Below are 18,446 nucleotides of genomic sequence, written 5' to 3'. Positions count from 1 at the left end.
GTTTACTCGGCGGTATGAGCGTCGGCGGCGCAGGCGGGTTTGCCTGCTGCGTATTTAAGACTGGGGTCGACCAGCGCATCAAAGCGTTTCAGGGCTTCGGAGCCGATCAGCAGTGGGTATTGGAAGGCGCTGCGGTCAGTCAAGTTCACTTCGATGCTGCGTAAAGCGCTGCCCATGCAGATATCCAGGGCAATCACCGGACGGGCGGTGTAGTTCTTGTCCTCATCGGGATCGTAGTCACCGGCGCGACGCTTGATCTTGCTGACGCGGGCCAGGGGGCGCTCGATGGGGTGGGAATGGGCGGCGTCGATCGCCAGGTAGAAGCGTACCCAGGATTCACCGTTGCGCTTGAAACGCTTGATATCGCGGGCGCTGAGCGAGGCGGTCTTGGCGCCGGTGTCGAGCTTGGCCGCGACTTCCAGGTCGATACCGGCGAGCTTGGCGTATTCGTTGAGGCCATACACGGTCTTTTCGGCGGCAACGCTTAGCCCCGGCATAAGTCCCGGTACGAACAATAGGCATATCAGAAGGAAGGGCTTGAGTCTCATAGATCCTGAGGCGGTGCAGTGCGATGTTCAATTCAAGGCGACTGGCATTGCTGCGCAAGCTCCCTCGTGCGCCGTTTCATCCAGTGATGTCAGGCAAAAGCGGCGGGCATTCTAACATGATGCTTTTCTGACGCCAGCGCTGGCAGGCGGCCATGCCCCAAGCGCGTGCGGGGCTGGTTATTAGACGATTGTCGACAATGTGCATTTATTCTTTGACTATCTGGGGCCGATTGGCTAGTTTTTGCCACATTGCTTTTAAAGGTGTCGACAATATGCTCGAGCAAGCGGAAGCCCCGGTGGTGCCCTCGGACGAATCCCAGACGATGTCGGAAAACGTCTTCCGTCGTATCCAGGCCGCCATCGTCAAGGGCGAGATCGCCCCCGGCAGCAAGATCTCCGAGCCAGAGCTGGCGCGCACCTACGGCATCAGCCGCGGCCCGCTGCGTGAGGCGATCCACCGCCTGGAAGGCCAGCGCCTGCTGGTGCGCGTACCCCATGTGGGCGCGCGAGTGGTGTCGTTGAGCCACGCCGAGCTGATCGAACTCTATGAGATCCGCGAGTCCCTCGAAGGCATGGCCTGCCGCCTGGCTGCCGAGCGCATGACCGATGCGGAAATCGAAGAGCTGCGCCAGGTGCTGCACACCCATGAACGCGACGAAGCGTTCCAGGCCGGCCTGGGCTACTACCAGCAGGAAGGCGACTTCGATTTTCACTACCGGATCATTCAAGGTGCCGGTAACCGCACCCTGACCCAAATGCTCTGCGGCGAGCTGTACCAGTTGGTGCGCATGTACCGCATCCAGTTCTCCGCCACCCCCAATCGTCCACGCCAGGCTTTTGCCGAGCATCACCGCATTCTTGACGCGATTGCCGATCGCGACGGTGAACTGGCCGAACTGTTGATGCGCCGCCATATCGGTGCGTCCAAACGCAATATCGCCCGTCATTTTCCCGACGGCGCTCCCCAGACAGCCACTCAGCGAGGTGAGTCATGAGTTCCAATAACAACACCACTCCAGGCCAGCGTTTCCGTGACGCGGTTGCCAGCGAACAGCCCTTGCAAGTGGTCGGCGCAATCAACGCCAACCACGCGCTGCTGGCCAAGCGCGCGGGCTTCAAGGCGATCTACCTGTCGGGTGGCGGGGTGGCTGCCGGCTCCCTGGGCGTACCGGACCTGGGCATTACCGGCCTGGACGACGTGCTGACCGACGTGCGCCGCATCACCGACGTGTGCGACCTGCCCTTGCTGGTGGACGTGGACACTGGCTTCGGCTCCTCGGCGTTCAACGTGGCGCGTACCGTCAAGTCGATGATCAAGTTCGGCGCTGCCGCCATCCACATCGAGGACCAGGTCGGCGCCAAGCGTTGCGGGCATCGTCCGAACAAAGAAATCGTGTCCCAGCAGGAAATGGTCGACCGCATCAAGGCCGCCGTGGATGCGCGCACCGATGACAGCTTCGTGATCATGGCGCGTACCGATGCCCTGGCGGTCGAGGGCCTGGAGTCGGCGCTGGAGCGTGCCGCCGCCTGCATCGAGGCGGGCGCCGACATGGTGTTCCCGGAAGCCATCACTGAACTGGAGATGTACAAGCTGTTCGCGTCCCGGGTGAAAGCGCCGATCCTGGCTAACATTACCGAGTTCGGCGCAACGCCGCTGTACACCGTCGAACAGTTGAAATCTGCCGATGTTTCCATCGTGCTGTACCCGCTCTCGGCCTTCCGCGCCATGAACAAGGCCGCCGAGAACGTCTACACCGCGATCCGTCGCGACGGCACCCAACAGAACGTGATCGACACCATGCAAACCCGCATGGAGCTTTACGATCGCATCGACTACCACACCTTCGAGCAGAAGCTCGACGCGCTGTTCGCCGCGAAGAAGTAACGAACGCGCCTCTCTATAAATACAAGATTAAATACAAGATTGGAGAACAGACATGGCTGAAGCAAAAGTACTGAGTGGCGCCGGCCTGCGTGGCCAGGTTGCCGGGCAGACGGCGTTGTCCACCGTGGGGCAGGCCGGTGCCGGCCTGACCTATCGCGGCTACGACGTGCGCGAACTGGCGGCCGATGCGCAGTTTGAAGAAGTGGCCTACCTGCTGCTCTACGGCGAACTGCCGACCAAGACCGAACTGGCCGCCTACAGCGCCAGGCTGAGTAAGCTGCGCGACCTGCCGCAAGCGCTCAAGGAAGTCCTGGAGCGCATCCCCGCCGACGCCCACCCGATGGACGTGATGCGCACCGGTTGCTCGTTCCTCGGCAATATCGAGCCCGAGCAAGACTTCAGCGTGCAACGCGACGTCACCGACCGCCTGCTCGCCGCCTTCCCGGCGATCATGTGCTACTGGTACCGCTTCAGCCACGACGGCAAGCGCATCGACTGCGTGACCGACGAGCCCAGCATCGGCGGCCACTTCCTGCACCTGCTGCATGGCAAAAAACCGAGCGAGCTGCACGTCAAGGTGATGAACGTGTCGCTGATCCTCTACGCCGAACACGAATTCAATGCCTCGACCTTTACCGCGCGGGTGTGTGCGTCGACCCTGTCCGACCTGTATTCCTGCGTCACCGCTGCGATTGGCTCGCTGCGCGGCCCGCTGCACGGCGGCGCCAACGAAGCGGCGATGGAAATGATCGAGCGTTTTGGCTCGGCAGAGGAAGCAGTCGAAGGCACCCTCGGCATGCTGGCGCGCAAGGACAAGATCATGGGCTTCGGCCACGCGATCTACAAAGACAGCGACCCGCGCAATGAAGTGATCAAGGGCTGGTCGAAAAAGCTCGCTGACGAAGTGGGCGACACGGTGTTGTTCCCGGTGTCCGAAGCCATCGACAAGACCATGTGGGAACAAAAGAAACTGTTCCCCAACGCCGACTTCTACCATGCCTCGGCGTACCACTTCATGGGCATCCCGACCAAGCTGTTCACGCCGATCTTCGTGTGCTCGCGCCTGACCGGCTGGGCCGCCCACGTGTTCGAACAGCGCGCCAACAACCGCATCATCCGTCCAAGCGCCGAGTACATCGGCGTTGAACAGCGCAAGTTCGTGCCAATCGAACGTCGCTGAATTGCAGGTGTAATCCTGCTCTCTGTAGGAGCGAGCTTGCTCGCGAAAAACGTCAAGGCATCGCGATCATTCAGTATGCCCGCATTATCGTTGACGACCTTCGCGAGCAAGCTCGCTCCTACAGGAGGCAGGTTCCCGCAGCAACCTATACCGTGACCGAGTCCTGACGATGAACACTGAATTCCGCAAACCGCTCCCCGGCAGCCGCCTGGATTATTTCGACGCCCGCGCGGCGGTCGATGCCATCCGCCCAGGCGCCTACGCCACCTTGCCCTACACCTCACGCGTGCTCGCGGAAAACCTGGTGCGCCGCTGCGACCCTGCCACCCTCAACGCGTCCCTGAGCCAACTGATCGAGCGCAAGCGCGACCTCGACTTCCCATGGTTCCCGGCACGCGTGGTATGCCACGACATCCTCGGCCAGACCGCCCTGGTCGACCTCGCTGGCCTGCGCGATGCCATCGCCCTGCAAGGCGGCGACCCGGCCCAGGTCAACCCGGTGGTGCCGACGCAACTGATCGTCGACCACTCCCTGGCCGTTGAAGCCGGTGGTTTCGACCCGGACGCGTTCGAGAAAAACCGCGCCATCGAAGACCGTCGCAACGAAGACCGTTTCCACTTTATCGAGTGGACCAAAAAAGCCTTCAAGAACGTCGACGTGATCCCGCCGGGCAACGGCATCATGCACCAGATCAACCTGGAGAAAATGTCCCCGGTGATCCAGGTGCGTGACGGTGTGGCCTTCCCGGATACCTGTGTCGGTACCGACAGTCACACCCCGCATGTGGATGCGCTGGGCGTGATCGCCATCGGCGTCGGCGGCCTCGAAGCCGAAAGCGTCATGCTTGGCCGCGCCTCGTGGATGCGCCTGCCGGAAAGCGTCGGCGTGGAGCTGACGGGCAAGCTGCAACCCGGCATCACCGCCACCGACATGGTGCTGGCGCTGACCGAGTTCCTGCGCCAACAGAAAGTGGTCGGTGCCTGGTTGGAGTTCTTCGGCGAAGGCGCATCGAAACTGACGTTGGGCGACCGCGCGACCATCTCCAACATGGCCCCGGAATACGGTGCGACAGCGGCGATGTTCTACATCGACCAGCAGACCATCGCCTACCTGAAACTCACCGGCCGCGAAGACGAACAGGTCACCCTGGTCGAGCAGTACGCGCGTCATACCGGCCTGTGGGCGGACGACCTCAAGAGCGCGAAATACGAGCGCGGCCTGACCTTCGACCTGTCCAGCGTCGTGCGCAACATGGCCGGCCCGAGCAACCCCCACGCCCGTGTCGCCACGCGTGACCTGGCCGCCAAGGGCATCTCCGGCCAGTGGGATGAAGTTCCGGGGCAAATGCCTGACGGCGCGGTGATCATCGCTGCCATTACCAGCTGCACCAACACCAGCAACCCGCGCAACGTGATCGCCGCCGGCCTCCTGGCACGCAACGCCAACAAGCTGGGGCTGAAACGCAAGCCGTGGGTCAAGTCGTCCCTGGCACCGGGTTCGAAGACCGTGGCCATGTACCTCGAAGAAGCGGGCCTGGGCCATGAGCTGGAAAAACTCGGTTTCGGCGTGGTGGCCTTTGCCTGCACCACCTGCAACGGCATGTCTGGCGCACTGGACCCGGTGATCCAGCAGGAAATCATCGACCGCGACCTGTACGCCACCGCCGTGCTCTCGGGCAACCGCAACTTCGACGGGCGTATCCACCCGTACGCCAAGCAAGCGTTCCTGGCTTCGCCGCCGCTGGTGGTGGCCTATGCGATTGCCGGCACCATCCGTTTCGATATCGAGAAGGACGTGCTGGGCCTCGATGCCAATGGCAAGGAAATCCGCCTGCAGGACATCTGGCCGACTGACGAAGAGATCGACGCAGTGGTCAAGGCCTCGGTCAAGCCGGAGCAGTTCCGCGCGGTGTACATCCCGATGTTCGCGATCCACGAAGACACCGGCCCGAAAGTCGCGCCGCTGTATGACTGGCGCCCGCAAAGCACCTATATCCGCCGTCCGCCGTACTGGGAAGGCGCACTGGCCGGGGCGCGGCCACTCAAGGGCATGCGCCCGCTGGCCGTGCTGCCGGACAACATCACCACGGACCACCTGTCGCCGTCCAACGCGATCATGCTCGACAGCGCCGCGGGCGAATACCTGGCGAAAATGGGCCTGCCGGAGGTCGACTTCAACTCCTACGCGACCCACCGTGGCGACCACCTGACCGCGCAGCGCGCCACGTTTGCCAACCCGAAACTGTTCAACGAGATGGTCGTCGAGAACGGCAAGGTCAAACAGGGTTCCCTGGCGCGCATCGAGCCGGAAGGCAAGGTCACGCGCATGTGGGAAGCCATCGAAACCTACATGGAGCGCAAGCAGCCACTGATCATCATTGCCGGCGCCGACTACGGCCAGGGCTCGTCCCGCGACTGGGCGGCCAAGGGCGTACGCCTGGCTGGCGTGGAAGCGATTGCCGCTGAAGGCTTCGAGCGCATCCACCGCACCAACCTGGTGGGCATGGGCGTGTTGCCGCTGGAGTTCCTGCCGGGCACCGACCGCCACACCCTGCACATCGACGGCAGCGAAACCTATGACGTGGTCGGCGAGCGCACCCCGCGCGCGCAGTTGACCCTGGTGATCAATCGCAAGAATGGCGAACGTGTCGAAGTGCCGGTGACCTGCCGCCTGGACACCGCCGAAGAAGTGTCGATCTACGAGGCGGGCGGCGTGTTGCAACGTTTTGCCCAAGACTTCCTGGAATCGGCGGCGACCGTCTGAAGAGGATAACCATGGCACACGTAGCGCAAATCAAGATCCCCGCCACCTATATGCGTGGCGGTACCAGCAAGGGCGTGTTTTTCAGGCTCCAGGACCTGCCCGAATCGGCGCAGGTGCCGGGTGCCGCCCGCGATGCCTTGCTGTTGCGGGTGATCGGCAGCCCCGACCCCTATGACAAGCAGATCGATGGCATGGGCGGTGCCACGTCGAGCACCAGCAAGACCGTGATTCTCGCCAAGAGCACCCGTGCCGATCACGACGTGGACTACCTGTTTGGCCAGGTCTCCATCGACAAGCCCTTTGTCGACTGGAGCGGCAACTGCGGCAACCTGTCGGCGGCGGTGGGCTCGTTCGCTATCAGCGCCGGGCTGGTCGACCCGGCGCGCATACCGCACAACGGCATTGCCGTGGTGCGGGTGTGGCAGGCCAATATCGGCAAGACCATCATTGCCCATGTGCCGATCACCGACGGCGCGGTGCAGGAGACCGGTGATTTCGAGCTCGATGGCGTGACCTTCCCGGCCGCCGAAGTGCAGCTGGAGTTCATGGACCCGGCGGCGGAAGAAGAGGGCGGTGGCGGTTCGATGTTTCCCACCGGCAACCTGGTCGACGAACTGGAGGTACCGGGTGTCGGCACCTTCAAGGCGACGCTGATCAACGCGGGCATCCCGACGATTTTCATCAACGCCGAAGACCTTGGCTACACCGGCACCGAGCTGCAGGGCGCGATCAACAGCGACCCCAAGGCCCTGGCGATGTTCGAGACGGTGCGCGCCTACGGCGCGTTGCGCATGGGCCTGATCAAGCACCTGGACGAAGCCGCCCAGCGCCAGCACACGCCGAAGGTGGCGTTTGTGGCTAAGCCTGCCGATTACGTGGCGTCCAGCGGCAAGGCGATCAAGGCCGGCGATGTGGACCTGTTGGTGCGCGCCCTGTCCATGGGCAAGCTGCACCACGCCATGATGGGCACCGCAGCGGTGGCGATTGGCACGGCTGCGGCGATTTCCGGGACCTTGGTCAACCTCGCCGCGGGCGGCATCGAGCGTAATGCCGTGCGCTTCGGGCATCCGTCCGGCACGTTGCGCGTGGGGGCTGAAGCCACCCAGGTGGACGGTGAGTGGGTGGTGAAGAAAGCCATCATGAGCCGCAGTGCGCGGGTGTTGATGGAAGGTTTCGTCCGCGTACCCGGCGACGCCTTCTAAAACCCTGCACAGATCCAATGTGGGAGGAGGCTTTTTGTAGGAGCGAGCTTGCTCGCGAAAAACTCACAGGCGCCGCGTTCATTCAGGAAGCACGCGTTATCGTTGACGTTTTTCGCGAGCAAGCTCGCTCCTACAAGAGGCGATGTGAACTGGCATTAGGGTAAGCCCTTCCCACAGAGGATCTCTATTCCAAAAGGCAGGCATCCAAGACCTGCTTTCAATAACCTTAAGCCCGAGGACTGACCCCAACCCATTTTCGGAGTACTGCCATGAGCACCAACGTCGACCAGAACAACCGCCCCGATTACGACCAGGTTTTGCAGGACATTGCCGACTACGTCCTCAACTACCGCATCGACTCCCCGGCCGCCCTGGACACCGCGCGCAATTGCCTGATGGACACCCTCGGCTGCGGTCTGCTGGCCTTGCGTTTCCCGGAGTGCACCAAGCACCTGGGGCCCATCGTCGAAGGCACGGTGGTGCCGTTCGGCGCGCGGGTACCGGGCACGTCGTTCCGCCTGGATCCGGTCAAGGCCGCCTGGGACATCGGTTGCCTCGTGCGCTGGCTCGACTACAACGACACCTGGCTCGCCGCCGAATGGGGGCACCCCTCGGATAACCTCGGCGGCATCCTCGCCGTGGCCGATCATCTTTCGCAAAAGCGCGTGGCCAATGGTGAGGCACCGCTGACCCTGCGCGCGGTGCTGGACGCAATGATCATGGCCCACGAAATCCAGGGCGTGATTGCCTTGGAAAACTCCTTCAACCGCGTCGGCCTCGACCATGTGCTGCTGGTGAAAGTCGCCTCCACGGCGGTCACCGCCAAGCTGATGGGGGCCAACCGTGAACAACTGCTGGCAGCGCTGTCCCACGCCTTCGTCGACGGCCAGGCCTTGCGCACTTACCGCCATGCGCCCAACGCCGGTTCGCGTAAATCCTGGGCGGCGGGAGATGCGTCGAGTCGTGGTGTACGCCTGGCCGACATCGCCATGCGCGGTGAGATGGGCATTCCCGGGGTGCTGAGCGCGCCGCAGTGGGGGTTCTACGACGTGTTGTTCAGCCACACCAACAAGGACCTGGCGCTCAAGCCCGAAGACAAGCGCGTCTTCAGCCTGTCGCAGCCCTACGGCACTTATGTGATGGAAAACGTGCTGTTCAAGATCAGCTTCCCTGCCGAGTTCCATGCGCAAACCGCCTGCGAAGCGGCGGTGACCTTGCACCCGCAGGTCAAGGATCGCCTGCATCAGATCGAGCGCATCGTGATCACCACCCATGAGTCGGCGATTCGCATCATCTCCAAGGTGGGCCCACTGGCCAACGCCGCCGACCGCGACCATTGCCTGCAATACATGACCGCGGTGCCCCTGGCGTTCGGCAACCTGGTGGCCGAGCAGTACGAAGATGAGTTCCACGCAGCCCACCCGATCATCGACGAACTGCGCGACAAAATGGTCATCGTCGAAGACCCGCGCTACAGCCGCGAATACCTGGAGGCCGACAAGCGCTCCATTGCCAATGCGGTGCAGGTGTTCTTCACGGATGGCACCCACACCGAGCAGGTGGCGGTGGAGTACCCGATTGGCCATCGCCGTCGCCGCGCAGACGGCATTCCGTTGCTGGAAGACAAGTTCAAGGCCAACCTGGCCACGCGGTTTACCGCGCAGCGCAGCGCGGAGATTTTTGCATTGTGCAAAGACCAGGCGCTGCTTGAAGCGACGCCGGTCAATCGGTTCGTGGACCTGTTTGTGATCTAAAAAACACAGGAGATCCCAGTCACACAGGAGATCCCACTAACACAGGAGATCAAATGTGGGAGGGGCGGTGCGACGATTCGACTTGCCCCCGATAGCAGTGTGTCAGCCAATACATCGGGTGCTGACATACCGCCATCGGGGGCAAGTCGAATCGTCGCACCGCCCCTCCCACATTTGGAATTGTGCTGGAGTTGAAAGTTACATACTGCCTTCGACATCATCCAGGCTGAACGTCTCGGTATGGTCGTCATAGGAGAAAATCTCCGCATACCGCCCCCAGGCCACCACGCTTTCCAGGGTTTTCTCCACGAACGCTTCCGTCATCGAGTCTTCCAACTCCTGTTCGAAGCGCACCCGTGGCGCCCGATGCCCGCTGCGCTCCAGCAGCACCTGGTGAATGCGCGCGGCCAACGGCACGTGTTGAATCAAATGCTCGGCGAACAGGGTTTTGCGTTCCTGGGTGCCGTAGTTGGCGAACAGCTTGCCAGCATCGGTAAGCGTGATGTCGGCGCCCTTGAGTTCGGCGAAACCCAAATGTTCAAGCATCTCCGCCACCGGGAACAGGTCGTCCACTTCCAGCAAGCGCCGTTCGGCGACGGTCGGCAAACCGGCATGACCGTTGTAGGGTTCGGCGGCCAGGGTTTCGATCAGGCCGGCCATCAGGTTGGTGGACACTTCCGGCAGCAGGCTACCCATTTTCAGCTCGGGTATGCCCCGGCTCGCATCGGCGCTGCGCCTGTCGGTCATCAGGGCGTAGATGTCGTCGACCATTTGGCGGAAGGTGGGGTCCAGCCGATTGCGCGGGTGCGCGAACGGCACTTTGATCTCGGCGACCACGCGGCCGGGGTTGGACGACAGCACCAGGATGCGGTCGCACATCAGCACCGCCTCTTCGATGTTGTGCGTCACGATCAGGATTGACTTGATCGGCAGTTGTTTGCCGCTCCACAAATCCAGCAGGTCGTTGCGCAGGGTTTCGGCGGTGAGCACATCCAGCGCCGAGAACGGTTCGTCCATCAGCAACAAGGTCGGGTTGACCACCAGGCCACGGGCGAAGCCCACGCGCTGGCGCATACCGCCGGACAACTCGCGTGGGTAGGCGTTTTCAAAACCGTCCAGGCCGATCAGGTCAATCGCCGCCAGCGCGCGCCTGCGGCTTTCCTTGCGTTCGACTTGCAAGGCTTGCAGGCCGGCCTCCACGTTTTCCAGCACGGTCAGCCAGGGGAACAGCGCAAACGTCTGGAACACCATGGCCACGCCTTCGGCCGGGCCGGTCAGCGGTACGCCGTGGTAGCGCACTTCACCCGATGACGGCTGGATCAGCCCGGCGATGATGCGCAGCAGCGTGGATTTGCCGGAGCCGGAGCGGCCGAGCATGCCGACGATTTCGCCTTCGTGCAGGCTCAGGTCCACACCGCTGAGGACTTGCAGTTCATCCTTACCTTTGCCGAACACCCGGTTCACGTTTTTCAGCGAGTAGATTTCCGGGGTGTCGGCAGCATGTTCGGGGCGGGTAGTCATCACAGCGAATCCCATCAGTTCAAGCGGAGTTTGTTTTCAGCCATGGCGTACATCGGTCGCCAGACCGCGCGGTTGAAAGCCACCACAAAGATCGACATCACCACCACGCCCAGGGCGATCTTCGGGAAGTCGCCGGCCGCGGTGGTCTGTGCGATATAGGCGCCCAGGCCATGGGCGACCACGTTGTCCTGGCCCCAGGATACGTACTCGGAAACGATGCTGGCGTTCCATGCCCCGCCCGAGGCGGTAATGGCGCCGGTGACGTAGTACGGGAAGATGCCCGGCAACATTACCTTGCGCCACCACAGCCAGCCGCGAATGCGGAAGTTGGCGGCGGCTTCCTTATAGTCATTGGGAAAGGCACTGGCGCCGGCGATCACGTTGAACAGGATGTACCACTGGGTGCCGAGCACGATCAGTGGGCTCAGCCAGATGTCCGGGTTGAGGTGGAAGTGCAGGATCACAATGACAAAGACCGGAAACAGCAGGTTGGCCGGGAACGCCGCGAGGAACTGCGCCAGTGGCTGGATTTTTTCCGCCAGCTTTGGTCGTAGGCCGATCATCACCCCCAGCGGTACCCAGATGAGCGAGGCGATCAGGATCAGCCCCACGACACGCAGCAGGGTAATCAGCCCCAGTACCACCACATGCCCGACTTCGGCGAGGGTCACCTCGGTGCCGACATAGCGCACGATGTGGTACAGCGCGTAGGCCGTCAGCAGGGCGATCAGTGAGCCCCATACCCAGTCGATCACCTTGGACCTCGTGGCACTGGCCGCGGGCATGGCCTTGAGCGTGCCGCGCGGCAAGGCGAAGCGTTTGTTGCCCAGGCGGCTGATCGTACGGGTTATCGGGCGCAGGATACGTTGGACCACGCGTGTGCGCTGGATCAGGTTCAACACCCAGGATTGCGGGGCGACGCCTTGTGAGGCGGTGGTTTCCATCCGGAACTTGTCGGCCCAGGCCACCAGCGGGCGAAACAGGAACTGGTCGTAGATCAGGATTACCGCGATCATCGCCAGGATCACATAGCCTACGGCGTGCAGGTCTTTCTGGGCGATGGCCAGGGCCAGGTACGACCCCACGCCTGGCAGGGTGATGGTCTTGTCGCCGACCGTGATGGCCTCGGAGGCAACCACGAAGAACCAGCCGCCTGACATGCTCATCATCATGTTCCAGACCATCCCCGGCATGGCGAAAGGCACGTCGAGTTTCCAGAACTTCTGCCAGCCGGACAGCCGCAGGTTGGTGGACACTTCGACCAGGTCATGAGGAAGCATGCGCAGGGACTGATAGAAACTGAACGTCATGTTCCAGGCCTGGCTGGTGAAGATCGCAAAGATCGCGGCGAACTCCGCGCCGAGCACGCGCCCGGGAAACAGCAGCAGGAAGAACGTCACCGTAAACGAGATATAGCCGAGCACCGGCACCGATTGCAGGATGTCCAGCACCGGCACCAGCAGCTTTTCGGCACGTCGGCTTTTGGCCGCGAGGGTGCCGTACAGCAGGGTGAACACCAGCGCCGCCGCCATTGCCGCGAGCATGCGCAGCGTGGTGCGCATGGCGTATTCCGGCAGGTTGGCCGGGTCGAGGGAAATGACTTCGCTTTGTAGGGTGGCGATGGGGGCCCAGGTTTCCCGGGCGGTGATGGAAAAAAACAGTAAAAAGCCGATGACCAACGGCAGGGCGACCAGGTCCCAGCGATTGGGGAGCAGACGTAGCGTGGACGCCGGGATGTAGTGACGGAACACTTTGTTCATAGGCAGTCAGTCCTGCAGCGTTCAGGTTCAGAGTGGGCGTAATGGGAGTGAGCGTAGCCGCTGCACGAATGACCTACCGAACAGCACGGGTGCTGTTCATGAGTCAGGGGCATCAAGAAGATGCTGGAGGAATTGTACGTTTCTGAATGTTACAAGCGCGTCAATTTTGCTGTCAGTTTCCTGTACGAACTGAGACTGGGGCGCGAGCACCCCAGCCGCTCAGCTGTTATTCAAACCGCAGGATCACGCGGCGGTTGTGTTTGCTCTTCTTCTCGATCTTTTCGCAGAACACCCGGCCGATTTCCTCGGTGTTGGCCACATGGGTGCCGCCGCACGGTTGGATATCGATCCCGCCAATTTCAATCACGCGTACCGAGCCCTGGATCACCGGCGGCGCGACCGCCTGGGTGCGGGTGATCTGCAGCAGGGTGGCGTACTCCGTGGCGGGCATCGAGAGGGTCTTGACCTCATGGGCCTGGGCGATCAGCGCGTTGAGGTCGCGGGTGATGCTGTCCTTGTCCAGCGTCATCTCCGGCAGGTCGAAATCCAGGCGGCCCTTGTCGGCACTGATGCTGCACCCGGTCACAGGGGCATCGATGAGCGAGCACAGCAGGTGCAGGCAGGTGTGCATCTTCATGTGCTGGTAGCGCCGTTCCCAATCGAGGTTGGCCTCCACCTGCACCCCGGCAACCAATGGCTCGGGGCAGTGTTCCACCTGGTGCCAGATGATCGAGCGCGCTTCGGCGTCGCGCACGGTACCGGTGATGTCGACGCGCGTGCCATCCGCCAGGGTGAAGTGGCCAGTGTCACCCGGTTGCCCGCCGCCGGTTGGGTAGAACAGCGTGTGCTCCAGGGCGATGCCGTGCTCGCTGACGGCAATCACCCGGGCGTTGAATGCGTTCTGGTAGGGCGCGCTGTCAAACAGCGCCAGGGTTTCCATGGTGTGCACGGACATGTTCATCCTCCGACGATCAGTGGGCTGGCTTGCAGCAAGTGGCGCACCATTGCGCTCAAGCCAGGGGGGAGAGCAAAGTGATTTCGAATTCCGGGCCGCAGACTTTGAGGTTCAATGGCAGGCGCGGCAGGTGGTCGGCCGTTTCGACGCGATGCAGGCGAAATTGCAGGTGATGGCGTTCCTTCACCGTGGGTTCGAGCATCAGCCCTTGCAGGGGGTGGAAGTCGGCGTCGAGTACGGTGACCTTGTGGCTGGTACTGATCTCACCGACCACGTGCAGGCGCTCATCGAGGGCGAAGGCACCGAGGTAGTTGCTGTGGTCCGATTCATCGTTTTTTTGCAACTGGATCTGGTTCACCACTTTGACCTTGGTACCGGCGGGCACGTCCTGGGTAATCACGCACGAGGGGCTGATAAACACGTTGTCGCCGATCGTCACATAACCCAGTACGCGGGCGCCGGAGCCGACTTCGACGTTGTTGCCCAGGCGCGGGTGGCGCTTGCCGTCCGGGTTGTTGGCGATGCCGCGGGCGCCCAGGGTCACGCCGCAGAGGATGTAGCAGTCGTTGCCGATTTCGCAGGTTTCGCCGATCACCGTGCCGTAGCCGTGGTCCAGCACAAAGCGCCGGCCGATGCGCGCAGCCGGGTGAATCTCCGCGCCGGAAAGGATCTTGCCCTGGTTGCTGAGCTTGAGGGCAATGCGCGAAAACACGCCGTTGGTCCGGTCGGGGAAATTCCATACCAGGTGGGCAAGCCGATAAAACAGCACGGCCTTGAACGAGGCATAGGACTCCAGGATCAGTTCGCCCCGCCCGCGCGACGCCGGGTCGCGGTAGGCATAGGCGATCAGGTCCTCGGCTACCGCCTGTGCGGCGTTCTGGATCAGCGGTGCCAGGTGCGGTTCCAGCTGCTTCATCTGCGTGGGCGTGAGGGTTTTGATGAGGTGGGTGAGTAACTCATCGTGCAGCTGTTGCATGTCGATAAAGCCGCTCATGGAGGCACCCCCGCATTCTGGATGGTTGGAAAACCGGTTATTCGAAACTGGGCAGGTAGCTGTCGGCATTGTCGTAGACCATGGTCAACACCACCGTTTCGGGCGGTAGTTCGGGGGCGAGTTGGGCGATGGCCACCATATTGGCGGCTGAGGACAGGCCCAGGCTGATGGCGTCGGTGCGCATGATGCGTTTCATCATGTCGATGCATGCCTGGCGCGAGACCTTGAGCATGCCGTCGATCACGTCCAGGTTGAGGATGCTCGGGATCAACCCGATCGACAGGCCCTGGATATGGTGCGGCGCGTGCTGGTTTTTCAGCAGGTCGCATTCCTCCGGCTCCACGCCCATCACGCGCAGGGCCGGCCAGGCGGCCTTGAGGGTTTCACCGATGCCGGTGATATGGCCGCCGGTACCGATGCCGCTGACAAAATAATCGACACGCCGGTCAGCGAAGGCACGCAGGATTTCCGGGGCGGTGGTGTCGCGGTGGGTCTGCGGGTTGGCGCCGTTGCGTTGCTGGTTGAGCATCACGTAGCTGGGGTTTTCCAGCTGCAGTTCCATGCACTTTTCACCGTGGGAATTGTTGCCCAGGCGACTGTCCGACAGCACCACCTTGGCGCCGTAGAGGCGTAGCAGTTTCTGTTTTTCGGGGCTGTAGTTATCCGGGATCACCAGCACTACTTTGTAGCCCAGCACGTTGCCCGCCATCACCAGGCCGATGCCGGTGTTGCCACCGCTGGGTTCGATGATGGTTTGCCCGGAGTCGCGGATCAGCACGCCCCGGCGTTCGGCGTCGAGGATCATGCCCAGGGCGATGCGCGCCTTGTGGCTGCCGCCGGGGTTGAGCGATTCCAGCTTGGCGTAGACCTCGATGCCGAGGTCTTCGGAAAACTGCGCCAGGCGCACGATCGGCGTATGGCCGATGGCGTCGAGTATGGAGTTATGCAACATCAGCTCATCATCCCAAATCGACGGTCAGTACAAGGGCATGTCGGGTTCGACGTCGCGAACCCAGTGCTTCATGCCGCCTTGCAGGACTTTGGTGTTGGCAAAGCCAGCCGCCAGCAGTGTGCTGGCCGCTTGTTCGGCGCGGGTGCCGGCGTAGCAGATCAGGTAATGGGTGTTGTTCCGGCTGAGGCGCCCGAGTTGGCCATCCAGCTCGGCCAGGGGGATATGCACCACCCCCGGTAATTTGCACACCTCGAGTTCGCTGGCATCGCGCACATCCAGCAGCACGTCGGCGCTGCTGTGGTGTTCGAGTACCTGCTTGAGTACGCGCGGCTTGATGTAGCGCTCTTCCGCCAGGGACGGTTGGCTGGGCACGGCATCTGCGCACACGGTCGGTGCCTGGGTTTCGCTGTGGCGCAGGTCGGAGCAGCACGGGCAGTCGGCGCGGCGCTTGAAACGGATTTCGCTGAATTTCATCGCCAGCGCGTCGAAGCGCATCAAGCGGCCAGACAAGGGCTCGCCCAGGCCGATCAAGAGCTTGATGGCCTCGGTGGCCTGGATCATCCCAACCACGCCCGGCAGTACGCCGATAACCCCGCCGGCGCTGCAGTTGGGCGCCAGTTCCGCCGGCGGAGCCTTGGGGAACAGGCAGCGGTAGCACGGGCCTCCTTTATAGTTGAGCACGCTGATCTGCCCGTCGAAACGGTAGATCGCCCCGTATACCAAGGGTTTGCCCAGTTGCACGCAGGCATCGTTGACCAGGTAGCGGGTGTCGAAGTTGTCGGTGCCATCAATGACCAGGTCGTAGGCACCCACCAGTTCCAGGGCGTTATCGGCATTCAGCGCGGTGTCGTGGGCGTTGATCTGGATATGGCGGTTGAGGTCCTGCAAGCGCTGCTTGGCAGATTCGACCTTGGGCATGCCGAGGGTGCTGTTGCCATGCACGATCTGGCGTTGCAGGTTGCTGCTTTCCACCACATCGAAATCCACCAGGCCCAGGGTGCCGACGCCGGCCGCCGCCAGGTACAGGCTGATGGGCGAGCCCAGGCCACCGGTGCCGATGATCAGCACCTTGGCTTTCTTCAGGTTCAACTGGCCTTCGCGTCCAACGCCGGGCAAGGTGATATGGCGCACGTAGCGCTGTACTTCCTCATTACTCAGGGTGTCGACATCCATGCCGCCGGACGTGGCGAGCAGGACTTCGATCCTGGCCTTTTCCGGCAGCCGGTCATCGGCGTCGATCAGCGCTTCCTCGGCGGTGAACAGGAAGTGCTCCTTGAGCTGGTTGTTCTTTTCGTGAAACAGGTGCGTGCGCAGCTGGGGGTGGCTGTCGCAGAGGCTTTCAATGACTTCGCGCAATGTCGATCCGGCGCCCTCGAGGGTCGATTCCGGCAGCTTGGCCACGCGAACCAGAATGTCGGGGAAAGAGACAGCGTTCATGGACAACTCCGTGTGCAGGTCGTTGAAGGGTTGAAGGGCGAAATGCTTGCCATCCCAGGCAAACAGCTTTGATCCCAGGGCCTGGCCTCGGCGAACATCCACCACCAGGTAGCTGACGGGGTAGATCGGCTCGCCCAGGAACAGCGCCTTGTCCTGGTCTTCGTCACTGAAGTAGGCGCCGACGTCCGGGTGGGAGTGGTAGATCACCACCACCGGGTTGTCGCTGCGAAACGCCTTGTTCATCAGCAGGGTGTCGGCTACCGAGAACGTGTAGCCGTTGGCCGCGTTGCGCGGATACATCTCGGGGTTCTTGCGGTGCAGCTCATTCTGGATATTGCTGCCCAGGTACACGCTGCCATCGGCGAAGACGAACCCACAGCATTCCTCGGGGTAGCTGCGGCTGGCGTGGGCGTAGATCTGTTCGAGGGCTTCTGGGCGAAGGACGGCCATGTTTCTCTCGCGTTTCTGTGTGAGGGCCGGGAGGATCAATTTTTCTTGGCCATGAGTTTTTCAATGGGCAACTTGGTGATCGCAAAGCCGGCCAGCAGGATGGCCGAGTACAGCATCAAGTCGCGGGAAATCGTCACGCCTTCGTACCAGGCGCCGATGATCACCGCGAACACCGGGAAGATGATGAACACGAATGACAGGATGATCGGGCTCAGGCGCTTGAGCAGCATGAAATACACGATGAACCCACCCACCGAGGCAACCAGCCCCAGGTAGAACAGGGCGCTCCAGGAGCGCAGGGTGATGGCTTCGAAGGTCGGCGCTTCAAACCACAGCCCGGCGACGAACAGCATCAGCCCGGCAATCCCGATGGGCAGCGTGTTGTAGGTGATCACGCTGATGGCGCTGCCTTTCTGCTTGGTAATGACGTAGCACAGGGCATGCATGATCGCGGCGCTCAGAATCGCCAGCACCCCGAAGAACTCGGCGTGGTCCAGGTGCAGGCCCTGGCTCTTGATGATCATGTACAGGCTGCCGAAGCCGATACCGATGCCGACCACTTGGGAAAAATAGATGCGCTCGCGCAGGAACAGTGCGGAAAAAATCAGGATGAACACCGGCATGCAACTGAACAGCAGGGCGGTGAGGCCGGACGACACATGCATCTCACCGTAGTTGAGCAGGTAATAGGGCACGCTGAAGTAGGACAGGGTCACGAACACGAAGAACCAGCGGCTTTCCCTGGGGAACAGGATCGGCTCACGGCGCACCATGGCGAAACACAGGAACAGCGGGAAGGCGATAAGGAAGCGCAGGCCGGCGGAGGTCAGCGGCGGCACGCTCTCCACCGCGATCTTGATGCCCAGCCAGGTAGTGCCCCAACTCAGGCACACGATGAGAAACATCACACTGGTCACCAGGCCGGCCAACCACTGTTTTTGAGTTTTTGTTTTTGCAGTGTTTTCGAGAACGGCGGACATTGGCATCGTTTATTGCTTCCCTGAGCCGGAATTGAACTCTATATTGAACTTGTAATGAGTTATT

Annotated in this window: 13 protein-coding genes and 1 pseudogene; 6 read left to right on the top strand and 8 right to left on the bottom strand. The window is 62.0% G+C overall.

Annotated features, from left to right (window positions below):
- Positions 1-2: 2 nt before the first annotated feature.
- Positions 3-548 (bottom strand): ATP-dependent zinc protease, encoded by a 546-nt coding sequence (locus P2T68_RS27820; protein ID WP_024076893.1) that lies wholly within the window; start codon positions 546-548, stop codon positions 3-5.
- Positions 549-820: 272 nt separating this feature from the next.
- On the opposite strand from P2T68_RS27820, the gene P2T68_RS27815 reads away from it, so the two are divergent.
- The 6 genes from P2T68_RS27815 to prpD all read left to right on the top strand — a co-directional run bounded on the left by P2T68_RS27815 (position 821) and on the right by prpD (position 9,333).
- A complete protein-coding gene (locus tag P2T68_RS27815; RefSeq protein WP_024076892.1) occupies positions 821-1,543 on the top strand; it encodes a GntR family transcriptional regulator in 723 nt (240 codons plus the stop codon).
- Positions 1,540-2,433, top strand: a complete 894-nt coding sequence (prpB, locus tag P2T68_RS27810; RefSeq protein ID WP_024076891.1) for a methylisocitrate lyase — start codon at positions 1,540-1,542, stop codon at positions 2,431-2,433. The genes P2T68_RS27815 and prpB overlap by 4 nt, the downstream gene beginning before the upstream one ends.
- A 52-nt stretch (positions 2,434-2,485) precedes the next feature.
- A complete protein-coding gene (gene prpC / locus P2T68_RS27805; protein ID WP_024076890.1) occupies positions 2,486-3,613 on the top strand; it encodes a 2-methylcitrate synthase in 1,128 nt (375 codons plus the stop codon).
- Positions 3,614-3,782: 169 nt separating this feature from the next.
- A complete protein-coding gene (gene acnD, locus P2T68_RS27800) occupies positions 3,783-6,377 on the top strand; it encodes a Fe/S-dependent 2-methylisocitrate dehydratase AcnD (protein WP_102625420.1) in 2,595 nt (864 codons plus the stop codon).
- 11 nt (positions 6,378-6,388) lie between these two features.
- Entirely contained in the window at positions 6,389-7,579 is a 1,191-nt protein-coding gene (gene prpF, locus P2T68_RS27795) for a 2-methylaconitate cis-trans isomerase PrpF (RefSeq protein ID WP_102625421.1), read from the top strand.
- 269 nt (positions 7,580-7,848) lie between these two features.
- Positions 7,849-9,333: a 2-methylcitrate dehydratase gene (gene prpD, locus P2T68_RS27790; protein WP_024076887.1), complete on the top strand. Its 1,485-nt coding sequence runs from the start codon at positions 7,849-7,851 to the stop codon at positions 9,331-9,333.
- A gap of 198 nt (positions 9,334-9,531) precedes the next feature.
- Here prpD and P2T68_RS27785 read toward each other — a convergent pair whose 3' ends face one another.
- The 7 genes and pseudogenes from P2T68_RS27785 to P2T68_RS27755 form a co-directional block, all read right to left on the bottom strand.
- Positions 9,532-10,854, bottom strand: a complete 1,323-nt coding sequence (locus tag P2T68_RS27785; protein WP_041161281.1) for a nitrate/sulfonate/bicarbonate ABC transporter ATP-binding protein — start codon at positions 10,852-10,854, stop codon at positions 9,532-9,534.
- Between the two features lie 14 nt (positions 10,855-10,868).
- The gene (locus P2T68_RS27780; RefSeq protein ID WP_150056265.1) at positions 10,869-12,614 is read right to left on the bottom strand and encodes an ABC transporter permease subunit; all 1,746 of its coding nucleotides are present in this window, start codon (positions 12,612-12,614) and stop codon (positions 10,869-10,871) included.
- Positions 12,615-12,840: 226 nt separating this feature from the next.
- Positions 12,841-13,569 (bottom strand): alanyl-tRNA editing protein, encoded by a 729-nt coding sequence (locus P2T68_RS27775; protein ID WP_069076762.1) that lies wholly within the window; start codon positions 13,567-13,569, stop codon positions 12,841-12,843.
- Positions 13,570-13,571: 2 nt separating this feature from the next.
- Positions 13,572-14,563: pseudogene (locus tag P2T68_RS27770) on the bottom strand (serine O-acetyltransferase).
- A gap of 37 nt (positions 14,564-14,600) precedes the next feature.
- Positions 14,601-15,515: a PLP-dependent cysteine synthase family protein gene (locus P2T68_RS27765; protein ID WP_024076882.1), complete on the bottom strand. Its 915-nt coding sequence runs from the start codon at positions 15,513-15,515 to the stop codon at positions 14,601-14,603.
- Between the two features lie 24 nt (positions 15,516-15,539).
- Positions 15,540-17,402 carry a molybdopterin-synthase adenylyltransferase MoeB gene (gene moeB / locus P2T68_RS27760; RefSeq protein ID WP_277378573.1) on the bottom strand — a complete coding sequence of 621 codons (1,863 nt, stop codon included), beginning with the start codon at positions 17,400-17,402 and terminating at the stop codon, positions 15,540-15,542.
- Between the two features lie 35 nt (positions 17,403-17,437).
- On the bottom strand, positions 17,438-18,331 hold the full coding sequence (locus tag P2T68_RS27755) for an EamA family transporter (RefSeq protein ID WP_162163613.1): 894 nt from the start codon (positions 18,329-18,331) through the stop codon (positions 17,438-17,440).
- Between the last annotated feature and the right edge of the window lie 115 nt (positions 18,332-18,446).

It is taken from the genome of Pseudomonas sp. G11 (assembly GCF_029457515.1).
In the GTDB taxonomy this organism is placed as follows: Bacteria; Pseudomonadota; Gammaproteobacteria; order Pseudomonadales; family Pseudomonadaceae; genus Aquipseudomonas; species Aquipseudomonas gorinensis.
This window is presented reverse-complemented; position numbering and strand designations above follow the sequence as displayed.

Coding starts and splice junctions, on each gene's coding strand:
- P2T68_RS27820 (WP_024076893.1), bottom strand. CDS start 548: ATGAGACTCAAGCCCTTCCTTCTGATATGCCTATTGTTCGTACCGGGA.
- P2T68_RS27815 (WP_024076892.1), top strand. CDS start 821: ATGCTCGAGCAAGCGGAAGCCCCGGTGGTGCCCTCGGACGAATCCCAG.
- prpB (WP_024076891.1), top strand. CDS start 1,540: ATGAGTTCCAATAACAACACCACTCCAGGCCAGCGTTTCCGTGACGCG.
- prpC (WP_024076890.1), top strand. CDS start 2,486: ATGGCTGAAGCAAAAGTACTGAGTGGCGCCGGCCTGCGTGGCCAGGTT.
- acnD (WP_102625420.1), top strand. CDS start 3,783: ATGAACACTGAATTCCGCAAACCGCTCCCCGGCAGCCGCCTGGATTAT.
- prpF (WP_102625421.1), top strand. CDS start 6,389: ATGGCACACGTAGCGCAAATCAAGATCCCCGCCACCTATATGCGTGGC.
- prpD (WP_024076887.1), top strand. CDS start 7,849: ATGAGCACCAACGTCGACCAGAACAACCGCCCCGATTACGACCAGGTT.
- P2T68_RS27785 (WP_041161281.1), bottom strand. CDS start 10,854: ATGACTACCCGCCCCGAACATGCTGCCGACACCCCGGAAATCTACTCG.
- P2T68_RS27780 (WP_150056265.1), bottom strand. CDS start 12,614: ATGAACAAAGTGTTCCGTCACTACATCCCGGCGTCCACGCTACGTCTG.
- P2T68_RS27775 (WP_069076762.1), bottom strand. CDS start 13,569: ATGTCCGTGCACACCATGGAAACCCTGGCGCTGTTTGACAGCGCGCCC.
- P2T68_RS27765 (WP_024076882.1), bottom strand. CDS start 15,515: ATGTTGCATAACTCCATACTCGACGCCATCGGCCATACGCCGATCGTG.
- moeB (WP_277378573.1), bottom strand. CDS start 17,402: ATGGCCGTCCTTCGCCCAGAAGCCCTCGAACAGATCTACGCCCACGCC.